General features: G+C 62.9%; 21 protein-coding genes. 18 read left to right on the top strand and 3 right to left on the bottom strand.

All coding sequences use genetic code 11. The annotated features are described in order from the left end of the window. Positions 1-75 precede the first annotated feature (75 nt). The 11 genes from NP503_RS27790 (at position 76) to NP503_RS27740 (ending at position 12,912) form a co-directional block, all read left to right on the top strand. Entirely contained in the window at positions 76-3,444 is a 3,369-nt protein-coding gene (locus tag NP503_RS27790) for an SPOR domain-containing protein (protein WP_127372995.1), read from the top strand. Between the two features lie 132 nt (positions 3,445-3,576). Next, positions 3,577-4,596 carry a beta-N-acetylhexosaminidase gene (gene nagZ, locus NP503_RS27785; protein ID WP_127267596.1) on the top strand — a complete coding sequence of 340 codons (1,020 nt, stop codon included), beginning with the start codon at positions 3,577-3,579 and terminating at the stop codon, positions 4,594-4,596. Between the two features lie 59 nt (positions 4,597-4,655). Then, positions 4,656-5,456: a ScpA family protein gene (locus NP503_RS27780; RefSeq protein WP_050596706.1), complete on the top strand. Its 801-nt coding sequence runs from the start codon at positions 4,656-4,658 to the stop codon at positions 5,454-5,456. Beyond that, entirely contained in the window at positions 5,453-6,217 is a 765-nt protein-coding gene (gene scpB, locus NP503_RS27775; protein WP_127267597.1) for an SMC-Scp complex subunit ScpB, read from the top strand. Before NP503_RS27780 ends, scpB begins: the two co-directional genes overlap by 4 nt. Positions 6,218-6,386: 169 nt before the next feature. Continuing rightward, positions 6,387-6,608 carry a twin-arginine translocase TatA/TatE family subunit gene (locus tag NP503_RS27770; protein ID WP_023812188.1) on the top strand — a complete coding sequence of 74 codons (222 nt, stop codon included), beginning with the start codon at positions 6,387-6,389 and terminating at the stop codon, positions 6,606-6,608. A 29-nt stretch (positions 6,609-6,637) separates the two neighbouring features. Further along, a complete protein-coding gene (gene tatB / locus NP503_RS27765; RefSeq protein WP_127267598.1) occupies positions 6,638-7,423 on the top strand; it encodes a Sec-independent protein translocase protein TatB in 786 nt (261 codons plus the stop codon). Further along, complete coding sequence (gene tatC, locus NP503_RS27760) at positions 7,420-8,295, top strand: twin-arginine translocase subunit TatC (protein WP_127267599.1); 876 nt, start codon at positions 7,420-7,422, stop codon at positions 8,293-8,295. Before tatB ends, tatC begins: the two co-directional genes overlap by 4 nt. A 196-nt stretch (positions 8,296-8,491) precedes the next feature. After that, positions 8,492-9,796 (top strand): serine--tRNA ligase, encoded by a 1,305-nt coding sequence (serS, locus tag NP503_RS27755; RefSeq protein ID WP_127267600.1) that lies wholly within the window; start codon positions 8,492-8,494, stop codon positions 9,794-9,796. Beyond that, positions 9,796-10,554, top strand: a complete 759-nt coding sequence (surE, locus tag NP503_RS27750; protein WP_023812184.1) for a 5'/3'-nucleotidase SurE — start codon at positions 9,796-9,798, stop codon at positions 10,552-10,554. Before serS ends, surE begins: the two co-directional genes overlap by 1 nt. Continuing rightward, positions 10,551-11,204, top strand: coding sequence for a protein-L-isoaspartate(D-aspartate) O-methyltransferase (locus NP503_RS27745; protein ID WP_127267601.1), 654 nt, complete (start codon positions 10,551-10,553; stop codon positions 11,202-11,204). Before surE ends, NP503_RS27745 begins: the two co-directional genes overlap by 4 nt. Before the next feature lie 196 nt (positions 11,205-11,400). Further along, complete coding sequence (locus NP503_RS27740) at positions 11,401-12,912, top strand: peptidoglycan DD-metalloendopeptidase family protein (protein ID WP_127267602.1); 1,512 nt, start codon at positions 11,401-11,403, stop codon at positions 12,910-12,912. 113 nt (positions 12,913-13,025) lie between these two features. On the opposite strand, the gene NP503_RS27735 is transcribed toward NP503_RS27740, so the two are convergent. Further along, positions 13,026-13,916 carry an NAD-dependent epimerase/dehydratase family protein gene (locus NP503_RS27735; RefSeq protein WP_127267603.1) on the bottom strand — a complete coding sequence of 297 codons (891 nt, stop codon included), beginning with the start codon at positions 13,914-13,916 and terminating at the stop codon, positions 13,026-13,028. A gap of 112 nt (positions 13,917-14,028) precedes the next feature. Here NP503_RS27735 and NP503_RS27730 point away from each other — a divergent pair, with 112 nt between their 5' ends. Continuing rightward, positions 14,029-14,847 (top strand): AraC family transcriptional regulator, encoded by an 819-nt coding sequence (locus NP503_RS27730; RefSeq protein WP_127273191.1) that lies wholly within the window; start codon positions 14,029-14,031, stop codon positions 14,845-14,847. Between the two features lie 39 nt (positions 14,848-14,886). Here NP503_RS27730 and NP503_RS27725 read toward each other — a convergent pair whose 3' ends face one another. Further along, on the bottom strand, positions 14,887-15,762 hold the full coding sequence (locus NP503_RS27725; protein ID WP_127272750.1) for an ATP-binding protein: 876 nt from the start codon (positions 15,760-15,762) through the stop codon (positions 14,887-14,889). A 276-nt stretch (positions 15,763-16,038) separates the two neighbouring features. Here NP503_RS27725 and yajC point away from each other — a divergent pair, with 276 nt between their 5' ends. The 6 genes from yajC (at position 16,039) to NP503_RS27695 (ending at position 21,701) form a co-directional block, all read left to right on the top strand. Next, the gene (yajC, locus tag NP503_RS27720) at positions 16,039-16,377 is read left to right on the top strand and encodes a preprotein translocase subunit YajC (protein WP_127270542.1); all 339 of its coding nucleotides are present in this window, start codon (positions 16,039-16,041) and stop codon (positions 16,375-16,377) included. 51 nt (positions 16,378-16,428) lie between these two features. Next, positions 16,429-18,978, top strand: coding sequence for a protein translocase subunit SecDF (secDF, locus tag NP503_RS27715; protein ID WP_127273192.1), 2,550 nt, complete (start codon positions 16,429-16,431; stop codon positions 18,976-18,978). Positions 18,979-19,003: 25 nt separating this feature from the next. Continuing rightward, positions 19,004-19,396: an Mth938-like domain-containing protein gene (locus NP503_RS27710; RefSeq protein WP_127271505.1), complete on the top strand. Its 393-nt coding sequence runs from the start codon at positions 19,004-19,006 to the stop codon at positions 19,394-19,396. Position 19,397: 1 nt separating this feature from the next. Continuing rightward, on the top strand, positions 19,398-20,240 hold the full coding sequence (locus NP503_RS27705) for a phytoene/squalene synthase family protein (protein WP_164748857.1): 843 nt from the start codon (positions 19,398-19,400) through the stop codon (positions 20,238-20,240). 76 nt (positions 20,241-20,316) lie between these two features. After that, on the top strand, positions 20,317-20,751 hold the full coding sequence (locus NP503_RS27700) for a hypothetical protein (protein ID WP_127271503.1): 435 nt from the start codon (positions 20,317-20,319) through the stop codon (positions 20,749-20,751). Then, positions 20,751-21,701 carry a sterol desaturase family protein gene (locus NP503_RS27695; RefSeq protein ID WP_206517173.1) on the top strand — a complete coding sequence of 317 codons (951 nt, stop codon included), beginning with the start codon at positions 20,751-20,753 and terminating at the stop codon, positions 21,699-21,701. The genes NP503_RS27700 and NP503_RS27695 overlap by 1 nt, the downstream gene beginning before the upstream one ends. Before the next feature lie 11 nt (positions 21,702-21,712). On the opposite strand, the gene NP503_RS27690 is transcribed toward NP503_RS27695, so the two are convergent. Further along, on the bottom strand, positions 21,713-22,006 hold the full coding sequence (locus NP503_RS27690; RefSeq protein ID WP_164748858.1) for a type II toxin-antitoxin system ParD family antitoxin: 294 nt from the start codon (positions 22,004-22,006) through the stop codon (positions 21,713-21,715). Between the last annotated feature and the right edge of the window lie 10 nt (positions 22,007-22,016).

The raw sequence follows: 22,016 nt of genomic DNA, 5'->3' as shown, positions 1-22,016 counted from the left end.
CCCACATTGCGCTGGTAAGGGCCAACCCTACGCGACGTCCATGGCGTCCGAATGAGTGCGAGTTCGGGAACAATAATGGCAGACAGAACCCAGCTGAGAGTAGCCGACAACAACGACATCGCTGACGATGATCCGTTCGCGGAACTGACCAGGATCATGGGATTCGACCCGCGCCAGCCGGTCAGGCCGCAATCGCCCGCCCAGCCGCAGGCCCCAGCCGCCGATCACGGGCTCGAAGAGGGCGATTTCGATATCGATCTCGAAAAAGAAATGATGGGCGAGTTCGGCGCTGACGACAGCGACGCCGCTCCGGTTGTTCAGGCTCATGAGCCGACCTTCGTGCTTGAGCCGGCATTCGAAGCGGCTGACGCCAGCGCGATGGACGATGAGCTTTCGGTGTCGCTCGACAACGATTTCCAACTGGACATGGCTGAGATAGACGATCACGTCGCCGGCGCCAGCCATGCGGTCGCAGCTGAAGCGGCGCCGTCCGTCGAGCCGGCTTTCGCGTCTGATTTTGACGATGCCGTCGCCGGTTCGCTTGAGGACGTCTCTCCCTTCGAGGACGATCATTCGATGGCGGACGAGCTGGCCATTTCGCTCGACCAGGACCTCCGGATCGATGAGGAAGCCGAAGAGGCCCAGTACGCTGAAGAGGCCCAGTACGCCGTTGCCGACACGCCCGCTTCTATCGAGCCAGTTGCCTCCGATGACGAATTCGACGATGCGGTGGCAGTCTCGCTTGAAGACGAGCTGGTGCTCGACGACCATTCGGCGGCCGAACAGTCATTCATGGCCGCCGAGCCCGTCAAGTATCCCATGCCGGAGCAGGCGGCGCGTGACGGCCATGCAATTTCCGATGAGAGCTTTGCCGGCCATTTCGACGACGCGATGGCTGATGTCGACATGGATTTCGACGTTCGCGCGGATGAGCCGAATGCCTTCGACGAGCCGCACGCGCATGATGCGCTTGTCGATATCACTGACGCGAACGGCGACATTCCCATCCCTGAAGGCATTTCGGACGATGCTTTCGACCTAAGTTTGGACGACGCGTTTGCCGAAACGGCCGAAGAGCCGGTCGCCGAGGTTGCTGCCGCTACGGTCCAGCCGGCGGCGCCAGAGGCTCATGTTGCGCCGGCGGCGCATGCCCCGGCCGCGGACGAACGGAGCCTGGAAGACGAGTTGAATGCGCTGCTGGGTGCCATGACGGCGCGCACGGCGCTGGTCGCCAGTGAGCCCGTCACGGCTCAGCCGGCTGTCGCCGCCCTGCCGCCTGTTGCCGAGCCCGCCGAGGAACCGGCCGATCTTGTCGGCGACCTCGACTGGGATCTTGACGAACCCGCGCCTGAGCAGGACCGGCATGTTGGCACGGCCCAAGCGGCCGATGCGGATATTGACGACCTTATGCTTGATGAACTCCAGGATACGACTTGGCACACGGCTGGCGATGTCGATTTCGACGATGATGCGTTCGACGCGGCTTTGCCCAAGGATCTTGATCCGCGTGACGAAGCCACTGACCGGGACAATTCGGCGGATTCTCTCGATTGGCTTGCGGAGCGTTCCCAACCGGCAGAGCCGACGCGTTCGTGGAGCCGCGTGACGCCGGTTCCGCAGCAGCCGTCATTCAGTGCTCAGCCTGCGTTTGCTCAGCCGGCCGCTTCGGTGGCATCCGTGGCCGCCGCGCCGGCAGTCGCCGCCATGACGTCCTACCGTTCGTCCGAGCCGGTCGAGACCGTGGCTCCCGCTGCCCCGGTGCCGGCGCCCCAATCGCGCCAGCCTGCGCATTACGAAGACATGCCCGACGTCGAAACGGTCGATGTACCCGAGCGTGTCGTCGCGCTAGCCGACGATCTCGATATTCCCGAACTGCACTTCGAGGAAGACCAGCCGGCGTCGTCTGGCTACGACGATCTCGATGCGGAGTTCTCCAGCCTTCTCTCCGAGATGAACGCGGTGGAGGTCGCTCCTGTTCCCACGAGCAATGTGGCCAGCGCGTCTTACGATGATGACTCCTATGCCGCGGGCTTCAAGCCGGGCTATGACAGCCTCAAGCCGGCATATGACGGGGTCAAGCCGGGCTACGACGGGCTCAAGCCGGGCTATGAGCCGGAAGCGCGGACCTATGCCGCGCGGCCGATGGACATGTCCGCCCGCGCGGCGGCGCCCACGGGTTATGCCGACGCCTCCGGCTTCGACCTCGACGGCCTGCCAGGGAGCCAGCCGGTTTCGCAAGCCGATGATTTTACTGTCGATGAACTCGACTACGATCCCGAACTCGACGAGGCTATGGCTGTTCCGGGTCTCGGCGAGCGTGAGGCCGGGAGGCCGACGCGCGGACGCGGACTGTTCATCGCCGCGATTGTCGGCGCGGTCGCGGTCGCGGGCGGTCTCGGGGCCTTTGCGCTGTCCTTTGGCGGCAAGGGCGGCAGCGAAGCGCCTGTCATCGTCAAGGCCGACAACGCGCCGATCAAGGTCAAGCCGGAGAATCCGGGCGGCGCCGTGGTGCCCAATCAGGACAACAAGGTCTACGACGCGGTCAGGGGCGCCAAGCCAGCCGAGCCGGTCCAGGAAAAGCTGGTCACCAACGTCGAAGAGCCAGTGGACGTCCAGGCGAAAGATCCGGCCCGCGCCATCGACCTTTCGCCGGACCAGAATGCAGCCGCCGCTGGAACCGATGTCGGCAATGCCGCGCCGATGGCCGGCGCCGCTTCGGCCGACAACGCTTCTGCCGACAATACGGCGCCCGCGCCCAAGTCCGAGGACCGCATTGCGCAGGTGCTGCAGGATGCCGACAAGGGCACCAATGCCGATGTCGTCGCCGTTGCGCCGCGCAAGGTGAGGACCATGGTGGTCAAGTCGGACGGTTCGCTGGTGCCGCGTGAAGATCCGGCAGCGCCCGCCGCGCCGCTAGTGGCCGCCACCGAGCCGGTCGATCCGGCGCCGCAGCATGTTGCCCCAGTGGCCCAAGCCGACGCGGACCAGACCGGCACCGTGGCGCCTGCCGCCGCCCAGGCGGACGACGTGCCGGCCCTCAAGCCGGTCGCCAAGCCGAAAGCCGAGGCCCAATCGGCGAACACGCCGGCAAAGGTTCCGCTCGCGCCGCAGCGTCCATCCGACCAGCCGGTCGATGTTGTCGGCGAGGTCAAGCCCGATCAGGTTGCGTCCATAGATCCGGCATCGACTGCGGCCGGCGGTGGCTCGTGGTCGATGCAGATCGCCTCGCAGCCGACCGTCGAAAGCGCTCAGTCCAGCTATCAGGATCTGCAGCGCCGCTATGGCAGCGTGCTTGCCGGGCGTACCGCCAATATCGTCAAGGCCGAGATCGCCGGCAAAGGCACGTTCTACCGCGTGCGCGTTCCGGCCCAGTCACGCAATGACGCAATCAATTTGTGCACCAGCTACAAGGCCGCCGGCGGCAACTGCTTCGTCTCGCGCTAAAGCCGGAGCCGACCATCAAAAGCCGGCGCGGTCCATCGCGCCGGCTTTTTTCATGGGGAAAGCAGATCCGGCGTTGTCCCGGATGAATCCCTGGCGATTCCCTTTGATCGCACAAAGCCCTAAACTGCCGACATGACCGAATCAAAATCCATGATCCTCGGCTGTGCCGGGAAATCGCTTACCCGCGAAGAAATCAATTTCTATCGCAATGAATGCCCGTGGGCCTTCATCCTGTTTGCGCGCAACATTGGCGAGACCGAACAGATCCGCGATCTGGTCGCCGAGATGCGGGACTGCATAGGGCGTCCGGACGCGCTGGTGTTCATCGATCAGGAAGGCGGCCGTGTGCAGCGCTTGCGACCGCCGCTGGCACCGAACTATCCCGCCGGCGGCGCGCTCGGCGCGCTGTGGCGCGACGATCATGATGCCGGCGCCCGCGCGGCCTGGCTGATGGCGCGGCTGCATGCCTTCGACCTGCTGCGCTACGGCATCACAGCCGATTGCCTGCCGGTGCTCGATGTGCCGATCGAGGGCGCCAGCGATGTCATCGGCGCGCGGGCCTATGGCAAGGATCCGCGACCGGTGATCGAGCTCGGCCGCGCAGCCGCGGAAGGGCTGATGTCGGGCGGCGTGCTGCCGGTCATGAAGCATATTCCGGGCCATGGACGTGCCTTTGCCGACACGCATTTCGAACTGCCGGTGGTCAATGCCTCGCTCAGCGATCTGCAGCGGCATGATTTCGCCCCGTTCAAGGAGCTTAGCCATCTGCCGATGGCGATGACAGCCCATGTCGTCTACAGCGCGATCGACCCCAACAATCCGGCGACCACCTCCGGCAAGGTCATCGACGAGATCATCCGGCGCGAAATCGGCTTCGACGGACTGCTGATGAGCGACGACACCTCGATGAAGGCACTTTCTGGGGATTTCCCGACAAAGGCGGCATCGATCCTTGCGGCGGGCTGCGATCTGGTCCTTCACTGCAACGGCGTTTTCGAGGAGATGGCCGGCATCGCATCGCGCACCACAGGGCTTGAGGGCACGTCGTTGGAGCGCGCCAAGCGGGCGCTGACCTATATAAAGAACCGTGACACGGTCGAAGAAACCGAAATACGTGCCGAATTCGCCACCTACTTCGATGCGGTGGCATAGCAAAGGGAAGTGACGGAGTGGCGGAGACATTGGAAAGCAAGGCCTCGAAGGCCGCACCGATGGACCGTCTGTGGGCCGAGAATGACGATTCACGCGTTACCGGCGACCCGTCGCTGGTTGTCGACGTGGCCGGCTTCGAAGGTCCGCTCGACCTGCTGCTGCATCTTGCCCGCACCCAGAAGGTCGATCTGGCTCGCATTTCGATCCTGGCGCTGGTCGAGCAATATCTGACCTTTGTCGAGACGGCGAGGGCGCTCAGGCTGGAGCTTGCCGCCGACTATCTGGTGATGGCGGCGTGGCTGGCCTTCCTCAAGTCCAAGCTCCTGATCCCCAAGCAGCCCGGCGACGAGGGCGAAAGCGGTGAGGAACTGGCGGCGGTGCTGCAGTTCCGCCTGAAGCGGCTGGAAGCCATGCGCGACGCCTCGGCGCGTCTGGTCAACCGCAACCGGCTCGGCCGCGATGTGTTCGCGCGCGGCATGCCGGAAATGGTCATCGTCGAAAAGCGTAACGCCTATTCGGCCTCGCTCTACGATCTCTTGACCGCCTATGCCCAGCAACGCCAGAAGCAGGCGATCAACAATGTGACGATCGCCAGGCGCGGTGTCTGGTCGCTCAAGGATGCGCGCGACATCCTGACCCGCCTGGTCGGGGCTGCAAGCGACTGGACGGCGCTGGAAAGTTTTCTGATCGCATACATGACCAGCCCCGAGGAGCGGCGCACGGCAATCGCCAGTTCTTTTGCGGCAACATTGGAACTGGTGCGCGACGGCACGATGGACGTGCGGCAGGATCAGACGTTCGCGCCGATCTACCTGCGCGGGCGCACGCAGGCAATCAAGGCAGTCGAGGTGGCATCATGAGCGAACGCGCCAACGCTTCGGTTATCCCGTTCAAGGTCGGCGATGCACCCGAAGAGGAGTCGCTTTCCCGGGATCCGGCCGAGCAGCTACAGAACCCGGCCGAGCGGCTGCATCTGGCCGAGGCCGTGCGCATGGCCGAGGCGATCGTGTTCGCCAGCGCCGAACCCGTCAGCGAAAAGCAGCTCGCGGCACGCCTCCCTGACGGCATCAACATTGCCCTGGCCATGGCCGAGCTGCAGCAGATCTATGCGCGGCGCGGCGTCAATCTGGTGCGTGTCGGCGACGCCTGGGCGTTCCGCACCGCCGGCGACCTGGCTTTCCTGATGAGCCGCGATACCGTCCAGCAAAGGAAGCTCTCCCGCGCGGCTCTCGAAGTGCTGGCGATCATTGCCTATCACCAGCCGGTGACGCGTGCCGAGATCGAGGACATCCGCGGCGTCGAAACCTCGAAAGGTACGCTCGACACGCTGCTGGAAACGGAATGGGTGCGCATGCGCGGCCGGCGTAAGACGCCCGGACGCCCTGTGACCTACGGTACGACGGAGACCTTCCTCGACCATTTCGCGCTGGAAGAGATTCGCGATCTTCCTGGCATGGAGGAACTGAAGGGGGCTGGACTGCTTTCGGGCCGCATGCCGTCGAATTTCTCCATTCCGCAGCCGCCGGCCGATCCCGACGCATTGACCGACGACGAGGATGCGCTGACCGACATCGATCTCGAGGAACTCGGCCTGCTGACGCCGCGCGTCACGGAAGATTGACTGGCATTGGCGGCCAACTTGATGAGGATGCGCGGATTCGTAGCGGGCGTTCCCGTCGAAAATGCGTGACATCCGTCACCCTTTCATAAACTCTGTCGCAGTTGTGTTTGAATCCCAACGCGAAAACGCATAGATCATCGCCAGGGAAAACATTCGAGAGAGATTTGCTATGGGTTCATTTTCGATTTGGCATTGGCTGATCGTGCTGGTGATCGTGCTTTTGGTGTTCGGCCGCGGCAAGATTCCCGAGCTGATGGGCGATATGGCCAAGGGTATCAAAAGCTTCAAGAAGGGCATGGCCGACGACGAGGTTGCCGAAGACAAGCGCACCGTCGAACATCGTGCCGACGAGACCGTTGCGGCCGCGAAGGAAAAAGCCAGCAAGAGCTGAGCCCAAGGTTCTAGTCGGAACAGAGTGCCATGTTTGAAGTCGGCTGGACCGAAATGCTGGTCATCGCGATCGTCATGATCGTGGTCGTCGGACCCAAGGATTTGCCCAATATGCTGCGCACCTTCGGCCGCACGACGGCGAAGCTGCGCGCCATGGCGTCCGATTTCCAGAAACAGTTCAACGAGGCGCTGAAGGAAGCCGAGCTCGACGACGTCAAGAAGTCCGTCGACGAGCTCAGGGGCATGAGCCCGATGGCTGAGATCAGGAAGCAGCTCAATCCGTTCGAACAGGCCGCGGCCGACGTTCGCTCCGGCGTCGATGCGGCGATGAAGCCGAAGCCGGCAGCCGATCCGGCAAGCTCTGTCGCTTCGACCCCGCAAACGGCCGAGCCGTTGAAGAACGGTGCAACGACCATGCCTGGCGTCAACGCGCCGGAAGCAGCGCCAGCAGCGCCGGTTTTTCCGGCAATGACCGACGAATCGGTGGTGACCTCGTCAGCGCCGGCGGAACCCGTTGCGGCGCCGAAGGCGTCCGCGGCGAAGAAACCAGCCAAGCCTGCGCCGGCAAAAGCGACGCCGGCTGCAAAAGCTTCGGCAAATGGTGCAAAGGTTGCCGCGAAGGCAGCGTCTGCGTCCAAGACGCAGGCGAAGGCCATGACGACGGCACAGCCTGAAGCGCCCAGCGCCAAGACGCCCGCTGCGGCCAACGCTGTCGCGGCCAAGACTGTAGCGACCAAGATGGGGGCGAAAGCCGAACCGAAGCTTGCAGCGGTGAAGAAGCCGGTGGCCAAGAAGACGGCGGGAGCCGCCAAGTGAGCGTTTCGGACACCGAAAAGGACGAGATCGAGAAATCGTCCGCGCCGCTGATGGAGCATCTGATCGAGTTGCGCCGGCGGCTGATCTGGTCGCTGGGCGGCTTCTTCGTTGCCTTCCTGGTCTGTTTCTTCTTCGCCAAGAAACTGTTCAACCTCCTGGTCGTGCCGTTCAAATGGGCGACGCAGTGGGCAGGGCTCGATCCGCACAAGGTCGAGCTGATCTACACGGCGCCGCAGGAATTCTTCTTCACCCAGGTCAAGCTCGCCATGTTCGGCGGCATGGTGATCGCCTTTCCGCTGATCGCCACGCAGATCTACAAGTTCATCGCGCCCGGCCTGTACAAGAACGAGCGCAACGCCTTCCTGCCGTTCCTGATCGCATCGCCGATCCTGTTCCTGATGGGCGCATCGCTGGTCTATTTCTTCTTCACGCCGATGGTGATGTGGTTCTTCCTCGCCATGCAGCAGGCCGGCACCGACGATCAGGTGCAGATTTCGCTGCTGCCGAAAGTGTCGGAATATCTCAGCCTGATCATGACGCTGATCTTCTCCTTCGGCCTGGTGTTCCAGCTGCCGGTGGTGACCAGCCTGATGACACGGGTCGGCATGCTCTCGTCCAAGGGACTGGCCGAGAAGCGCAAATGGGCGATCGTCATTGCCTTCGTCGTCGCGGCGATACTGACGCCGCCCGATCCGATGAGTCAGATCGGCCTGGCCATCCCGACCATCCTTCTCTACGAGGTGTCCATCTGGGCTGCCCGGCTGATCGAGCGCGATCGGGAAAAGCAGCGCGTGGCACGCGAGAAGCAGGGCGCGGCGGAAGAGGTGGCGGACAAAGCACCGGACGAGCCCCCGGCACCTGCCTCCTCATAGGCGACAGAGCGGCTGCAGCGGCGGAAAAACATAGTCGTCGCCCCGTCCTCTTGCATCGATCCCGGATGCGGTTTACGCCCTCTGGCTGAAACGCATCGCGCTCAAAGCGATGCGTTTCAGTTTTGTTTTGAGCATGTCGTTGTCCCAAATCGCTGTGCACTTTTGGGCGACATGCTACCCAGGAGCGTTTCAAACCATGCTTGACATCAAATGGATTCGCGACAACCCGAAGGCCCTTGTCGAGGCGCTGGTGAAGCGCTCGTGGTCGGCCGGTGAGGCGCAGTCCATGGTCGACGGACTGATCGCCTCGGACGAGGCCCGGCGCGAGCACGTCACCGAGCTGCAGACCAAGCAGGAGCGCCGCAATGCCGCGTCGAAGGAGATCGGCAACGCCATGCGTTCGGGCGATGCCGCCCTGGCCGAGACGCTGAAATCCGAAGTCGGCGAGATCAAGGTCTTCATCCAGAACGGCGAGGCGCGCGAACGCGAGCTCGACAAGGCGCTGACCGATGCGCTGGCAGTGCTTCCCAACGTGCCGTTCGACGACGTGCCTGTCGGCAAGGACGAGCACGACAATGTCGTCAAGCACCTCGTCGGCAAGGTGCCGACGCGGCCGAACTGGGTGAAGGAGCATTTTGAGATCGGCGAAGCGCTCGGCATGATGGATTTCGAGCGCGCGGCAAAGCTGTCGGGCTCGCGCTTTACGGTGCTGAAAAGCGGACTGGCCCGGATGGAACGTGCGCTCGGCCAGTTTATGCTGGACCTGCATACGACCGAACATGGCTACGAAGAAGTCATCCCGCCGTTGATGGTCAAGGACGATGTTCTGTTCGGCACCAACCAGTTGCCGAAGTTCGAGGAAGATCTGTTCTTCACGCCGCACGGGGAGGGCAGGCTTGGCCTGATTCCCACTGCCGAGGTCCCACTCACCAACCTTGTGCGTGAAGAAATCACCGCGCATGAAAAACTGCCGCTGCGCTACACCGCGCTGACGCCGTGCTTCCGCTCGGAAGCGGGTTCGGCCGGGCGCGACACGCGCGGCATGCTGCGCCAGCATCAGTTCTACAAGGTCGAGCTGGTGTCGATCACGGACCAGGAATCGTCACTTGCCGAGCATGAGCGGATGACGCAATGCGCCGAGGAAGTGCTGAAGCGGCTCGGCCTGCCGTTCCGCACCATGACGCTGTGCACCGGCGACATGGGCTTTGGCGCGCGCAAGACCTACGACATCGAGGTCTGGCTGCCCGGCCAGAACGCCTATCGCGAGATCTCGTCCTGCTCGGTGTGCGGCGATTTCCAGGCGCGCCGCATGGACGCGCGCTACAAGGACAGAGACGGCAAGGGCAACCGCTTCGTCCACACCCTCAACGGCTCGGGCACAGCCATTGGCCGCGCGCTCATCGCCGTCATCGAAAACTACCAGAACGAGGATGGCAGCGTAACCATTCCTGAAGTGCTGCGGCCTTACATGGGCGGCCTGGAAAAGATCGAAGCGAAATAATGCGTATCCTCCTGACCAATGACGACGGCATTCATGCCGAGGGCCTGGCGTCGCTCGAACGCGTCGCGCGCACGCTGTCCGACGATGTCTGGGTGGTGGCGCCCGAGCAGGACCAGTCCGGCTACGCGCATTCGCTGTCGATCTCGGAGCCGCTGCGGCTGCGCAAGATCGGCGAGAAGCATTTCGCCGTGCGCGGCACGCCGACGGATTGCGTCATCATGGGCGTCAAGAAAATCCTGCCTGGCGCACCCGACCTGATCCTGTCCGGCATCAATTCGGGCGCCAATATCGCCGATGACGTCACCTATTCGGGCACCGTCGCCGGCGCCATGGAAGGCGCGCTGCTCGGTATCCGCTCGATCGCGCTCAGCCAGGGCTACAGCTATGTCGGCGAAGATCGCGTCGTGCCCTACGAGACGACAGAGGTGCTGGCGCCGGCGCTGCTGAAGAAGCTTGTCGCGACGCCGTTGCCGGACGGCGTGCTGCTCAACGTCAATTTTCCCAATTGCACGCCCGAAGAGGTCGCCGGCACGGTGGTCACCACGCAAGGCAAGCTCGTGCACTCCCTGTGGGTCGACGAGCGCCGCGACGGGCGCGGCCTGCCATACTACTGGCTGCGCTTCGGCGGCGAGCCGGTCGAGGGCAAGCAAGGCACCGATCTCTACGCCTTGCGCAACAGGCTGGTGTCGGTGACGCCGCTGCAGCTCGATCTGACCGCGCATGAAATCCGTGACCAATTGAGCAAGGCGCTTGCATGAACCAAGGGATCGATGACCGTGAAGGTTTTGCCGCCTTTCTGCTGCGTCTGCGCGGTCGGGGGACTGTACCGAAAGCGCTGATCGCCGCCTTCGAGGCGACGCCGCGGCGCGGCTTCCTGGCGGCCCAGTTCCATCAGATCGCCTGGTCGGACCGTATGCTGCCGATCGAATGCGGCGAGGCGATCGAAGGTGCCGACATGCAGGCGGCGGTGATCGCGGCGCTCGCTATCGAGCAGGGCAACCGCGTGCTCGAGATCGGTACCGGTTCGGGCTACACCTCGGCGGTGATGTCGCGGCTGGCGGCGCGGGTCATCACCACCGATCGCTACAAGACGCTCGCCGAGCAGGCCAGGCAGCGCTTCGAGGCGCTCGGCATCGGCAATGTCATCGTGCGCCACGCCGATGGTTCCGGTGGCCTGCCGAATGAAGGGCCGTTCGATCGCATCGTTGCATGGGCGTCCTTCGACAGCCTGCCGCGTTTCCTGCTCGACCAATTGTCGAGCGGCGGCATCGTCATCGCGCCGATCGGCCCCGAAGAGGGCGAACAGGTGCTGGCCAAGCTGACCAAGGTCGGCAGCCGCTTCGAGCGTGAAGACATCGGCCTCGTTCGCCTGCAGCCGATCCTGCGCGGTGTCGCCGCTATCATCTAGCGCGCATGTCGATGTTCAGGCCGCGCCGCGTCGGGTGCGTCTTCGACCCCGGCCGGCATGACCTGAAAATCTCCCCTGGGCTCGCTCTCTAATATTTTAAGAAAAATTGCGCCGGATTCCATGGGGTTAACCGTCGAGTAACATTAACGCGCTTTAATCATGCCTAGTTTGTACCGGGTATGTGCGGGTTAGTGCGATGCAACTCAGTGTTTTGAAGACAAGCGGTCGCAATCTGGCGCGAGGCTGCGCCATACTGATGGTCGCGGGTGCTGCTGCGGGGTGCAGTTCCCAAGTTTCGCGGTTCAATGGCGTCGACGACGTCTTTACATCCTCGACCAACAATCAGCGCACCATCATCAACAAGCAGGATGCCGTACAGCAGCCTTATCCGGGCGATGTCGCCGCCGCTCCGATCGATGGCAGCCATACACAGTCGGTCAGCCGCTCCAGCCTCGATCCGGTCTCGACGCGGCCGCTGCCTCCGCCCGTTGCCCAGGCTCCCGAAGTGGCGCCGGTATCGAAGCCGGTGCGCACCGCATTGGCTCCCGCACCGCATGTCGACAGGACCACGACCGGCACCGTCGCCCCGGTGGCATCGCCTTTCAAGGTTTCGCAACCTGACGAACCCCGCGTGGCTGCTTCCGGCACTCCGCATGCAACCGAGATCGTCGTCAGGGACGGCGAAACGATCGGCGGCCTGGCGCAGCGCTACAAGGTGCCGTCCGACGTGATCATGAAGGTCAACGGGCTGAGCGCGACCAAGGGGCTGAAGACCGGCCAGAAGCTGGTCATCCCGGCCTACGCCTATTCGAGCAAGAGCGAGCCGAAGCTCGCGGATGCCAAGCCGGCGAAAGACACCAAGCACAACCTGCCGGCCACTGCGCCGGACAAAGTCGCCGTCCTGCCGCAGCAGCCGAAGCCTAGGGAGGGCAAATCCACCGCTCAGGTCGATACGTCGGCCGCCGCGAGCCAGCCCAAGGAGCCCAAGCCGCAGGTAGCCGCGGCCAAGGCGACCAATGCAGCTGGCACCTATACGGTTCAGTCGGGCGACACGCTTTCCTCGATTGCCAGGAAAACCGGTGTCGGAGTCGTTGCCATCAAGCAGGCCAACGGCATGCAGGATGGCTTGCTCAAGATCGGCCAGACCCTGAAGGTGCCGGCGGGTGGAACCGCGACCGTCGCCGCCGCCAAACCGGCCAAGGTCGATCCGGTGACGACGGCCACGACGCAGCCCGCGGCAAAGACCACGCCGTCGGAAACGCTGGCGTCCTACACGCCGCCGAAGAAGGATTCGAAGGTCATCCAGCAGGCCGAGGCCGACGATGCCGTCGCGCCTGACGCCACCGGCATCGGCAAGATGCGCTGGCCGGTGCGCGGTCGCGTGATCTCCGGTTTCGGCTCCGGCAAAGACGGCGTCGACATCGCCGTGCCCTCGGGCACACCGGTCAAGGCAGCCGAGAACGGTGTCGTCATCTATGCCGGCGACGGCCTCAAGGAATTCGGCAACACGGTGCTGGTGCGCCACGAGAATGGCCTGGTCACCGTCTACGGCCACGCCAGCTCGATCGAGGTGCAGCGCGGCCAGAAGGTCAAGCGCGGCCAGGAAATCGCGCTGTCGGGCATGAGCGGCACGACGGACTCGCCGAAGCTGCACTTCGAAGTGCGCAAGAACTCGGCCCCGGTCGATCCCTCGGGTTACCTCGAATAGAAGAAAAAAAGCAATTTGCGGGCCGTCTGACCTCCAGTCCGGCCCGCCGGCTCAGCCCGTTCCGAAAGGAGCGGGCTTTTTCAGTTTCAACGCGACGCGCCAGTCTTCAAGCTTCAAAGATGATCACGCAGAGTGTCGGCGATCATGACGTCAAGGCCGCTGGCCTTGATTCCGAGAAGCGTCTCCGCGTCGGAGGAATCGACCAGCAAGGGATTGTCGAAGAGATAGCTCATCTCGATGAGTTCATGCATGCCCAATGCTTCCATTTCGGGGATGGAATAGGAACGTGTTTCTGGAATTTCACGGTGAAGCATTGCCGCCGTCGTCAGGATGAGTTCCCGGGGTGAGGCGTGTTGCGATGGAACATGGAACGCCCGTCGCCATTTGCCCGTGTAGCGGGAAGCGGCGACCAGCGTCCTGGCCACGTCCTTCGTGAAGGACCAGGCATGAGTCGCGTCGAGGTTTCCAATGAAAGCAGTCGGCTTCCCCTCGATTATGGAGGGCAGCGCGACCAGTGAGAAAGAGCTGATCGCGCCATGTCCAAGATAATCGCTGGACCGCACTTCGACTGCCGGCACGTCCGCACGGACCGCCCGCTGCCACATGATCGTGCGGGCGGTCCCTTTCTTCGAAGTCGGATCCAGAGACAGGTCGGAGTGAAGCGGGCTATCGGCATGTTTCCCATAGCCATAGAGGTTTCCGAGAACCACAAGCTTCGCGCCGACCGCTTCCGCGGCACGCACGGTGCCGTCGATGATTGGGAAGAAGTCGGTCGGCCACCGGTGATAGGCGGCCATGGCACACATGAAAATGGCGTCGGCGTTTCGGCAGATACGCGCCAGTTCAACGGCATCGGTGGCATCGGCCTGCACCGCCCGGACGTTCCGCAACGCGTTTGAGCCGACACTCCGGCTCGTGAGAACGACGTCATGTCCTTCTTCGCCCAGAAGGCGCGCGGTCTCGTGCCCGACCGGGCCTGCTCCGACAACTACATAAAAACTCATGGCTAACCTCTCGTCCAAGCTCGATGGAGAGGCGTAGGTACATGTCCCCGGCATTGAAAATCGCGCGGGAATTGCCAATTCTTGGACAGGTTTTGCCAGGAAGCGAGAGAGCATGCATTCGCAGTCTGTTCCGGCCCGATTTCCGCCCGACGTCACAATGGCCTTCTGGCATATCGAAGCGGGCGTCCATCGTCTCTCCAGGGCGGCCCATCATCGCATCATGGTGCATGCAAGCGCGGCGACGCGTTCCTACTGCAATGAGGTTGGTCGATATTTCGTGAGGCGCGCTGGCGATATTGACCTGGTGCCCGCTGGCCAAGAGGGCGGCTTCGAGACCGAAACCCCGTTCGACACGATCGAGATCGCGTTACAACCAGCCCTGATGGAAAGGGTGGCGGCTGAGCTAGGTGGCAAGGCGCGCGCGTTGCCGCTCGACACACGTCATCTGCTTCGTGATCAGCGCATCCAACATCTCGCCCGTGCACTCGAGAGCGATCTCGGCGCAAACTCACCGAGTGGATCTTTGTTTGCCGACAGCATTGGCGCCGCTCTGGCGGTGAGGCTGCTCGGTCTTGAGAATTCCGATGTCGAGCGAACAAACCGGTTGTCAGATGCCCAGCTCAAGCGAGTGTTGGAGCATATCGAAGCTGGCTTGCACGAGCCCCTTTCAATCCAGCGATTGAGCCGAGTTGCCGGGGCGAGCAGCTCGCACTTGCGGGCTTGGTTCAAGGCGGCGACGGGCGTCACCCTGCACCGCTACGTGGTGCGACGTCGCGTCGAACGCGCACGCGCCCTGCTGCAGCGAGGCGATCTCAGCACAAGCAAGGTGGCGGAATTGACGGGCTTTGCGCACCAGTCACATCTGGCGCACTGGATGCGCCGCGAGATCGGCCAAACGCCGCGTGATTTGCGCCGGGCGCAGCCCAAATGATCTTGTCATTGGATGGCGTTGGCGACGCCACCCAACGTGTCAGTCCCTCAGTGGCTTGCCGAGCCGTCCAGCCAGGTCCTGGGTGAACTGCCAGGCGACGCGGCCCGAGCGGCTGCCGCGCGTCGTCGCCCATTCCAATGCTTCGGCACGCAGCGTGTCGGGATCGATTGCCAGCCCATGGTGCCGGACATAGCCATCGATCATGTCGAGATACTCGTCCTGCGAACATTTGTGGAAGCCGAGCCACAGCCCGAACCGGTCGGACAGCGACACCTTTTCCTCGACCGCCTCGGATGGGTTGATCGCGGTCGAGCGCTCATTGTCGATCATGTCGCGGGGCAACAGATGGCGGCGGTTCGAGGTGGCGTAGAAGATGACATTGACTGGCCGACCCTCGACGCCGCCTTCGAGCGCTGCCTTGAGCGATTTGTAGGAAGTGTCGTCATGGTCGAAGGAGAGGTCGTCGCAAAACAGGATGAAGCGGAAGGGGGCCGCCTTGAGCAATCCCATCAGCTTCGGCAGCGTGTCGATGTCCTCGCGGTGGATTTCGATCAGCTTCAGCGGCAGGTCGGACTTGGTCCTGGCGTTGATTTCGGCATGCACGGCCTTGACCAGCGACGATTTGCCCATGCCACGCGCGCCCCACAGCAACACGTTGTTGGCTGGGTAGCCGGCGGCGAAGCGTTCGGTGTTGTCGACAAGGATGTCGCGGACGCGGTCGACGCCACGGATCAGGCCGATGTCGACGCGGTTAACCCTGCGCACCGGCTCCAGATAGCCGGGATCGGCCTGCCAGACGAAACAATCGGCCTCGCCGAGGTCGGTTTGGGGCACCGGCGGCGGGGCAAGGCGGCTCACCGCCTCGATCAGCCGGTCGAGTTTCTGGTTCAGGGATTCAATGCTGCTGTCGGTCATGACTGTCTTTTGTTTTCGCGTTTTTGATGTCTGGGGGCGTGAAGCTGCCCGATTCCGCCTGATACAAAACCGGTCGCAACCTTTTGTTAGAGCATAATCTTTTGCGGAAACCGGCTCGCGCTTTTCGCGATCATGCTCTAACACGGCTCAACAGGCCGTAAAAGCAGCCGATTTGGCCGGCCGCGCAGTTGCATTGACAACTTTACCGACTATATTCCGGCCAAATTTCAAGGGCCGCCAAATTGGCGGCTGTTTTCAAAGATCAGGAGTACCTCGATGTTCGTGACACCGGCATACGCCCAAGGCGTCGGCGCTTCTCCCGACATGTTCATCAGCATTTTGCCCTTTGTCCTGATTTTCGTGATCATGTATTTTCTGATCATTAGGCCGCAGCGCACGCAGCTGAAGAAGCGCGGCGAGATGCTGGCGGCTGTCCGTCGCGGCGACACGGTCGTCACCGGCGGCGGCTTCGTCGGCAAGGTGACCAAGGTGATCGACGACAACGAGCTCGAGATCGACCTCGGTAACGGCTTGAAGGTGACGGCGCTGCGCTCGACGATCGCCGATGTGCGCGTCAAGGGCGAGCCGGTGGCCAACCAGAACGCCAAGAAATAATCCAATTTTAGGCGGAGCGATCCGCGGACACGCTCTGACGGACGACGCCATATGCTGTATTTTTCGCGCTTCAAGATGATCCTGATCTGGGTGGCCGTGGCCATCACAGTGATCCTCGCCGCGCCCAACCTGTTCTCCGCCAGCACGCTGGCGCAATTGCCCAGCTGGGTACCGAAGCGGCAGATGACGCTCGGCCTCGACCTGCAGGGTGGTTCGCACATCCTGCTGGAAATGAACCAGAACGATCTGATCAAGGATCGGCTGGAGACGACGCGCGATGAAATCCGCACGCTGCTACGCGACGCCAAGATCGGCTATACCGGCCTTGCCGGCACGGGGCGGACCCTGCAGGTCCGCATCACCGATCCCGCCCAGATCGATGCCGCCAAGACGGCGCTGAAGACGCTGACCGATCCGGTCGCTGCCGGCCTGTTCACCGGCGGCTCCGTCCAGGAAATGACGCTCGACGATTCCGAGCCCGGCCTGCTCAAGTTCAACGTCACCGACGCCGGCATCAAATACCGCACGTCGACCGCGCTGACGCAGTCGATCGAGGTGGTCGAACGCCGCGTCAACGAACTCGGCACCACCGAACCGATCGTGCAGCGGCAGGGCGACGACCGTATCCTTGTCCAGGTGCCGGGTCTTCAGGACCCGCAGAGACTGAAAGAAATCCTCGGCCAGACCGCCAAGCTGACCTTCCAGATGGTCGACCAGTCGATGCCGGTGCAGGACGCGCTCAATGGCCGTCCGCCCGCCGGGTCATCGGTGCTGTATTCGCAGGACGATCCGCCGGTTCCGTATCTGATCGAAAATCGCGTCATCGTCTCGGGCGAAAACCTCGTTGACGCACAGGCGACATACAATTCGCAGAACAACGAGCCGGTGGTGTCGTTCCGCTTCGATTCGAAAGGAGCGGCGCGCTTCGGTCAGGCCACGGCGCAGAATGTCGGCAAGCTGTTCGCCATTATCCTCGACAATCAGGTGATTTCGGCGCCGCAGATCCGCGAGCCGATCCTCGGCGGCACCGGCCAGATTTCCGGCAATTTCACTGCCCAGAGCGCCAACGACCTTGCGGTGCTGCTGCGCGCCGGTGCGTTGCCCGCGACGCTGACGGTGATCGAAGAACGCACCGTTGGTCCGGGCCTTGGCCAGGATTCGATCCATGCCGGCAAGGTCGCCGGCATCATCGGTTCTATCCTCGTCGTCGCCTTCATGTTCGTCGCCTACGGCTTCCTCGGCTTCCTCGCCAACATCGCGCTGGCGGTGCACGTGGCGATGATCGTCGGCGTGCTCTCGCTGCTTGGCGCTACGCTGACCTTGCCTGGTATCGCCGGTATCGTACTGACCATCGGCATGGCGGTCGATTCCAACGTGCTGATCTATGAACGTATTCGCGAGGAGCGACGCGCCGGCCGCTCCGTGATCCAGGCGATCGATACCGGTTTCACCAAGGCGCTGGCGACCATCGTCGATTCCAACATCACCTCGCTGATCGCCACCGTGGTGCTGTTCTATCTCGGTACCGGGCCGGTGAAGGGCTTTGCCATCACCTACGCCATCGGCATCCTGACCACGGTCTTCACCGCCTTCACCTTCACCCGCCTGCTGGTCTCGATCTGGCTGCGCCGGGCTCGCCCGAAGGAATTGCCGAAGGCACCGGTGACCTTCGTTCCGCCCGGCACCAAGATCCCCTTCATGGGCATCCGTCGCTGGACCTTCACGCTCTCCAGCGCACTGTCGATCCTGTCGGTGGTGCTGTTCATGACCGTCGGCATCAATTACGGCATCGACTTCAAGGGCGGTTCGCTGATCGAGGTGCAGGCCAAGAGCGGCAATGCCGACCTCGCCGACCTCCGTGCGCGGCTGACCGAGCTCAACATCGGCGAAGTTCAGGTGCAGCAGTTCGGTACGCCGAACGACGTGCTGATCCGCGTCGGGACGCAGGATGGTGGCGAGAATGCCGAGCAGACCGTCATCGACAAGGTGCGTGGCGAGCTGCAGGACAATTACGATTTCCGCCGCGTCGAAGTGGTCGGCCCGACCGTTTCTGGCGAGCTTGCCAAGCAAGGCACGATCGCCATGCTGATCGCGCTGCTTGGCATCCTGGTCTATGTCTGGTTCCGCTTCGAATGGCAGTTCGCGGTCGGCGCCATCGTGGCGACGGTGCACGATGTGGTCATGACGCTCGGCTTCTTCGTCATCACCGGACTGGAGTTCAACCAGTCATCGCTGGCGGCGATCCTGACGATCATCGGCTATTCGCTGAACGATACGATCGTGGTCTATGACCGTGTTCGAGAGGATTTGCGAAAATACAAGCGCATGCCGCTGCCGCAGCTGTTGAACAACGCCATCAACGAGACGCTGTCGAGAACGACGCTGACTTCGGTGACGACGATCCTGGCGCTGCTGGCGCTGGTGCTGTTCGGCGGCGAGGTGATCCGCTCGTTTACGATGGCCATGCTGTTCGGCGTCGTCTTCGGCACCTATTCGTCCATCTTCATCGCCGCACCGTTGCTGATCCTGTTCAAGCTGAGGCCGCAGGCTTCGGCCGACGAGGAGAAGCCGGTCAATGGCGGCAAGGCGGTCGCGACCTGACGCGCCGCCCCGAAGGGGTATAGCGGTGACCGGCAAAGGCATCGTCATCCGCGAGGCGCATTTTCCGGGCCGCGCGCCGATCGAAGCCTATGGCAATGGCGGGTTCCGCTTTGCCGACATGTCGCATCGCGGTTCGCTCATGTGCCTGCCATCCGGCATCCATGGCTGGGAACCGGCTGATCCTCTGGTGCTGACGGTGGCGGATTTCGACAAGCTGCTGGCTGAGGCCGGCAAGGTCGAGATCCTGCTGGTCGGCATGGGCAGGGATCTCCGGCCATTGCCCGCCGCACTGCGAGCCGCGCTGAAGGCTGCCGGCATTGCGTCCGACCCGATGTCGACCGGTGCCGCGGTACGGACCTACAATGTCCTTCTGGCGGAAGAGCGCGCCGTGGCCGCCGCGCTCATCGCCGTCGATTGACATGTCCCAGAATGCCAAAATCGTCATGGACGCGGTGCGCGCCGCCGACCATGACCGCTATCTGACCGCGCTCTACGCGCCCGACGACAAGCGCGACGCGCTGTTTTCGCTCTACGCCTTCAATGCCGAGATCGCAGGAATCCGCGATCGCATCCATGAAGCGCTGCCGGGCGAGGTGAGGCTGCAATGGTGGCGCGATGTCATTGCCGCTGGCGGAGAAGCGGGCGCCGGCCATCCCACAGCCGAAGCCTTGAACGCCACGATAGCGACGTTCGGCCTGCCGAAGCCGGCCTTCGAGAACATGCTCGATGCACGCATCTTCGACCTCTATGACGACCCGATGCCGTCGCGCACTGACCTGGAAGGCTATTGCGGCGAGACTGCTGCCGCGCTCATCCAGCTTGCGGCGATGGTGCTCGATCCCGTCGGGGCGCCGCGCTTTGCCGATCTGGCGGGCAGGGCAGGCTGTGCGCAGGCGATGACCGGCCTGTTGCTGCTGTTGCCGCTGCATCGCCGGCGCGGACAGTGTTTTGTCCCGGCCGATATTTTGGCGGCGGCGGGATCGTCGCCGGAAGAATTCATTGCTGGTGATGGCGGACCCGGCGCCAAACGCGCGGTGGCGGCGATGATGGCGCTGGCACGGGAACATCTTTCCGCCTTCGAGCAAGGCGCACCGACCTTGCCTGTCTCGCTGCGTCCGGCATTCCTGCCGCTCGCCCTGTCACGTGCCTACCTCGGCAAGATGGAGAATGGTTCGCCGCTCGAAGGCGTGGCGCGGCTGTCGGCCTTGCGCCGGCATTGGCTGCTGCTGCGTCGCGCGAGCAAGGGCTGGCCTGCGCTTTGACGTAAACGTCAATCGTGTTAAGACGTCCCCGCGCCAAACTGTTGCCGAAGACAACAGGCCGGCCCGGAGGAGATGAATGAGCTTACCCATATTGGTGGCGATCGTTACCTTCGGCATCGCGCTGTCGGTTGCGGCGGTGCATTTCACCGGCGGCAGCAAGATAGCGACGCTCAGCAGTGCCAATCGCGCGGTGAGCCGATTCGCTGAGGATTTTCCCGACGAGATCGCGACGGTAGTCCGCCTGACAGCGGATGCCAGGACTGCGTTTCTGGATATCGGGCGAGGGCGCATCGGCATCGTTCACGGCATCGGCGATTGCTTCTTGACCCGCATCGTCACACCTCAAGATGTCATGGTTTTGAACGCCGGAGGGGCGAACACGGTTTCGCTGCGGCTCGCCGACTTCACTTGGAAGGGCGGCCGCTTCCGCTTTGCCAGCTCAACGGATGCGCAGGGCCTGCTGAAAGCGCTTGAGCAGCAACGTTCGAATTCCACTGGGGCGGCCGCATGATGGACAGCTACAATTTCCCGCAAGTCACCCAACTGGCCATTCCGTTCTTCGTGGTCGCGATCCTGATCGAGCTTTGGCTGGTGCGCACCGGCCGCGCCAAGGGTTCGTTCGAAACGCGCGACACCTTGACCAGCCTGATGATGGGCACCGGCAATGTCGTTGCCGGGCTGCTGCTTGGCGTCGTGTCCTACTGGGCGTTGCTGTGGCTCTGGCAGTTCCGCATCTTCAATCTCGGCCTGTCGGTCTGGGTGTTCCTGGCCGCCTTCCTGCTCGATGATTTGCGCTACTACGTCTATCACCGTATCGCGCACCGGGTGCGCTGGGTGTGGGCCGAACACGTCAACCATCATTCCAGCCAGCACTACAATTTATCGACGGCGCTGCGGCAAAACTGGACCGGCCTGTTCACCTTCATGTTCGTTTTGCAGGCGCCGCTGGTGCTGCTTGGCTTCCATCCGGCGGTGATTGCCTTCACCTTCGGCTTCAACCTCGTCTGGCAGTTCTGGATCCACACCGAGACGATCGGCAAGATGTGGGGCTGGTTCGAGTTCGTCTTCAACACGCCCTCACACCACCGCGTCCACCACGCCACCAATCCGCGCTATCTCGACGCCAATTATGCCGGCACGCTGATCATCTGGGACCGCATGTTCGGCACCTTCGTCGGAGAGTTGGAAGAAGACCGGCCGCGCTATGGCATCGTCAGGAACCTCGGCACCTTCAATCCACTGAAAGTGGCGTTCCATGAATGGATCGGCATGTTCAGGGATGCGTTTGTGCCAAGGCTGACGGTGCGCGACCGCATCAACTACTTGATCAAGCCGCCAGGGTGGAGCCATGACGGCTCGCGCGAGACTTCGGAGAGTTTGAAGGCTGCCTATGTCAGGCGAAATCCTGCTGAGGCGGGGAAGCCGGGATTGCCAAGCGTGGGTGGCGAGCCCGCCGAGTAGAACTTCTTATGTCAGGAGGGTCCGTCGTCATCGCTGTCGTACGCCAATTGCGCGATTCGTTCCGTCACTTGCGCGATGGCGTGATCCAGCGGAACAGCGGGACGCGTATCTTCGATCGAAGCCTTTATCTTGGCCCGGATCGCGGCTAGGCGCTCGGCATGCTCCTCTTCCTCGCGCTGGAAGGCCCGGAGCGCCGCGCGGATGACTTCGCTCGCCGAGCCGAAAGAGCCGTCTTCGACTTTTTGGCGGATAAGGCGGGCCATTGCTGGCGTGACTGTGACAGAAAGTTTCTCGGCGAATTCCATGGAACGGCTC

Source organism: Mesorhizobium sp. SEMIA396 (assembly GCF_024518615.1).
In the GTDB taxonomy this organism is placed as follows: Bacteria; Pseudomonadota; Alphaproteobacteria; order Rhizobiales; family Rhizobiaceae; genus Mesorhizobium.
Note: the sequence above shows the minus strand (reverse complement) of the source record. Positions and strands in the feature narration are given on the sequence as shown.

What these genes read in the sequence shown, in the direction of transcription:
- NP503_RS27790 (WP_127372995.1), top strand. Translation starts at nt 76, where the DNA reads ATGGCAGACAGAACCCAGCTGAGAGTAGCCGACAACAACGACATCGCT.
- nagZ (WP_127267596.1), top strand. Translation starts at nt 3,577, where the DNA reads ATGACCGAATCAAAATCCATGATCCTCGGCTGTGCCGGGAAATCGCTT.
- NP503_RS27780 (WP_050596706.1), top strand. Translation starts at nt 4,656, where the DNA reads ATGGACCGTCTGTGGGCCGAGAATGACGATTCACGCGTTACCGGCGAC.
- scpB (WP_127267597.1), top strand. Translation starts at nt 5,453, where the DNA reads ATGAGCGAACGCGCCAACGCTTCGGTTATCCCGTTCAAGGTCGGCGAT.
- NP503_RS27770 (WP_023812188.1), top strand. Translation starts at nt 6,387, where the DNA reads ATGGGTTCATTTTCGATTTGGCATTGGCTGATCGTGCTGGTGATCGTG.
- tatB (WP_127267598.1), top strand. Translation starts at nt 6,638, where the DNA reads ATGTTTGAAGTCGGCTGGACCGAAATGCTGGTCATCGCGATCGTCATG.
- serS (WP_127267600.1), top strand. Translation starts at nt 8,492, where the DNA reads ATGCTTGACATCAAATGGATTCGCGACAACCCGAAGGCCCTTGTCGAG.
- surE (WP_023812184.1), top strand. Translation starts at nt 9,796, where the DNA reads ATGCGTATCCTCCTGACCAATGACGACGGCATTCATGCCGAGGGCCTG.
- NP503_RS27745 (WP_127267601.1), top strand. Translation starts at nt 10,551, where the DNA reads ATGAACCAAGGGATCGATGACCGTGAAGGTTTTGCCGCCTTTCTGCTG.
- NP503_RS27740 (WP_127267602.1), top strand. Translation starts at nt 11,401, where the DNA reads ATGCAACTCAGTGTTTTGAAGACAAGCGGTCGCAATCTGGCGCGAGGC.
- NP503_RS27735 (WP_127267603.1), bottom strand. Translation starts at nt 13,916, where the DNA reads ATGAGTTTTTATGTAGTTGTCGGAGCAGGCCCGGTCGGGCACGAGACC.
- NP503_RS27730 (WP_127273191.1), top strand. Translation starts at nt 14,029, where the DNA reads ATGCATTCGCAGTCTGTTCCGGCCCGATTTCCGCCCGACGTCACAATG.
- NP503_RS27725 (WP_127272750.1), bottom strand. Translation starts at nt 15,762, where the DNA reads ATGACCGACAGCAGCATTGAATCCCTGAACCAGAAACTCGACCGGCTG.
- yajC (WP_127270542.1), top strand. Translation starts at nt 16,039, where the DNA reads ATGTTCGTGACACCGGCATACGCCCAAGGCGTCGGCGCTTCTCCCGAC.
- secDF (WP_127273192.1), top strand. Translation starts at nt 16,429, where the DNA reads ATGCTGTATTTTTCGCGCTTCAAGATGATCCTGATCTGGGTGGCCGTG.
- NP503_RS27705 (WP_164748857.1), top strand. Translation starts at nt 19,398, where the DNA reads ATGTCCCAGAATGCCAAAATCGTCATGGACGCGGTGCGCGCCGCCGAC.
- NP503_RS27700 (WP_127271503.1), top strand. Translation starts at nt 20,317, where the DNA reads ATGAGCTTACCCATATTGGTGGCGATCGTTACCTTCGGCATCGCGCTG.
- NP503_RS27695 (WP_206517173.1), top strand. Translation starts at nt 20,751, where the DNA reads ATGGACAGCTACAATTTCCCGCAAGTCACCCAACTGGCCATTCCGTTC.
- NP503_RS27690 (WP_164748858.1), bottom strand. Translation starts at nt 22,006, where the DNA reads ATGGAATTCGCCGAGAAACTTTCTGTCACAGTCACGCCAGCAATGGCC.